The following is a 2291-nucleotide window of genomic DNA, read 5'->3' as shown; positions in this document are numbered from 1 at the left end:
ACTAACGGAGAAAAATACTGGACATTAAAAAGTAAATTAAGTATGTAATTAGAAAGGTCTCTAACTGCTCTTAATCTTTTAGATTTTAATCTCGAATAATTATGAGACAAGTTTTTATTTTTTTAATACAGTTATGTATACAAAAAAGTTAGAGAATTATTTTCTCTAACTTTTATACGCTAGTATTTGAAATTAAAAAGATGGTGGGGTTACTCCAAATATAACAGTGACTTTATGCAAAGAGGTGTTTTCCCATTTATGTTTTGCATATGGTGGGATTTTAACACTATCACCTGGATTAAGAAGTAGAACCGCATCATTTAGATATAGTTTTACTTGGCCTTCCATAACAAATGCTATTTCTTCACCTTTATGTGCCATAGGCTCCATAGAAGAAGCGGTTTGAGGTAACAGATTCATTAAAGCGAATTCCAGTGATCCATCTAAATTAGGTGATAATAACTCATACGAAACATTGCCGCTTTCAGGGAAAGTTATTTTTTTTCTTTGATTAGCTCTTACAACTAATTCTTCTGTATTGGTATCTTCTAAGAAAAAATTAAATAAAGGAATATTTAATGCCATAGAAATTAGTTTTAGTGTTTGTAAGGATGGATTCGTAATTCCTTTCTCAATCTGACTTAACATGGAAGGTGTTATATCAGATAATTCAGCTAACCGTTTACTAGTTAAACCGGCACCTTTTCTAAATACCATAATTTTTTCACCAATATTAATATTGTTCATATGCGTTATCCCCTTTAAAAAAGTAAATAAAATTAAAATTAATTTTATTCACTTATACTAAACATGTTGTTAATATACTTAATTATAATAAAGTATGATTAATTTTCAAGCACCTGCATAGTTGTGAGAATAGTAAGTAAGACGAGAAATGATTGATATTTATTCTCCATACGAACTATTAAGTATGATGACCTGATTATATGATGAAATTTCTGTATAAGAATCTTGGATTGACAATAATACAATAGCGAATGGACTTGTACTTGGAATAGCATCTAGGTTTGTTGGGAAAGCAATGGAACCATTTTTAAGTGGGGCATATACAGTTGATGATAATCATTTATATAAGCTATTAAAAGAAATAGTGGGTAAAGAGGATATTTAGCTAGAACCAATAACATTAGCAGGAATGACTAGACCTGTTAAATTGCATAAAAGGAGGAGAGGCTATTTACAAAATAATGATTTAAAACATAAATTGAATCAAGGTACACAAATTGTATAGGGAACAGGAGGCAGTATGATTCCAAAAAAAGTAATGGAAGAATACTATCAAACAAGTTCTCAGTTAATTAAAAAGAAGTTTTAATAAGTAAATGACAACATATGAGTAAACACCAATGCTTTATTATAAAATTTTTTAGGAAGTGAAAACATAATGAAACCAGCTTTAACTAACATTATAATCTCTTTGATTCTTGCAGTAGGAGGAATCATTTCGCTTTTGTTTAATTTAATGGGAGGTCAAGATTGGATATGGGATTGGGTAGGCCTAGTACTAGCATATCTATCTTTAGGTATTTTAATAGGCTTATATAATAAAACTGTTGATCACAAAACATTACCTAGAATACTAAAAAGAATTTTGTTTATTTCTTTTAATGCTACAGTATTAGGAATAATAATAGGGATAACATGCCAACTATTAGGAAAGGCGAATCTTACTATAATGATGTATTATTGGTTGATAATGTTATTACTACATTTCATTACTATAATAACATTAGTTATCCTAGTATTTGCACATTCAAATAGTCAAAATTACAGCCTGCTATATACATTTATTTTGATTTTAAACATTTTCCTTACCCTAGGACCAGTATTATATCCTTTGGTTCTAACTATTATAGGAAATGGCATGAATGCTAGTGCAGGACACTAATTTTTACCTATATAGATTATTAAAATAAGTAATCCAAAATTGATATTTGTTAAGTTGAATAATTTTATAAACTAATATAATAATATAACTAAACAACATAAAGTGGAATAATAGGATAGAAAGAAGATTATAATATGAAAATTAAGCTTAAGAAAAAAAGAATTATAAGTATATTGTTGGCTATTACATTAGTAGCAATAGGGTATTACATGTTTCAATCTATTACGAATCCTAAGCTGGTAAATGCGGAAGAGGTAAACAGTGTTCAACAAGTGAGCAGTCTACCTAAAAATGAATTAAAAAAATCGATACCTAATCGTTTTGATGGTAAAGAAAGAAAAGTTGCATATTTAACTTTTGATGATGGACCAGGAAAATATAC

Annotated in this window: 2 protein-coding genes and 1 pseudogene; 2 read left to right on the top strand and 1 reads right to left on the bottom strand. The window is 28.5% G+C overall.

The genetic code is table 11. The features are described 5' to 3' along the window. Nucleotides 1-192: 192 nt before the first annotated feature. Nucleotides 193-747 carry a helix-turn-helix domain-containing protein gene (locus H6481_RS28060; RefSeq protein WP_061661041.1) on the bottom strand — a complete coding sequence of 185 codons (555 nt, stop codon included), beginning with the start codon at nt 745-747 and terminating at the stop codon, nt 193-195. A 658-nt stretch (nt 748-1405) separates the two neighbouring features. Here H6481_RS28060 and H6481_RS28055 point away from each other — a divergent pair. Further along, the gene (locus tag H6481_RS28055; protein WP_097987506.1) at nt 1406-1909 is read left to right on the top strand and encodes a DUF3902 family protein; all 504 of its coding nucleotides are present in this window, start codon (nt 1406-1408) and stop codon (nt 1907-1909) included. Between the two features lie 134 nt (nt 1910-2043). After that, a pseudogene (locus H6481_RS28050) lies at nt 2044-2291 on the top strand (polysaccharide deacetylase); the annotation flags it as partial.

The sequence above is a fragment of the Bacillus sp. ME78 genome, from assembly GCF_903970865.1.
GTDB lineage: Bacteria > Bacillota > Bacilli > Bacillales > Bacillaceae_G > Bacillus_A > Bacillus_A cereus.
The sequence above is the reverse complement of the archived record's forward strand: the minus strand, read 5'-3'. Positions and strand labels throughout refer to the sequence as shown.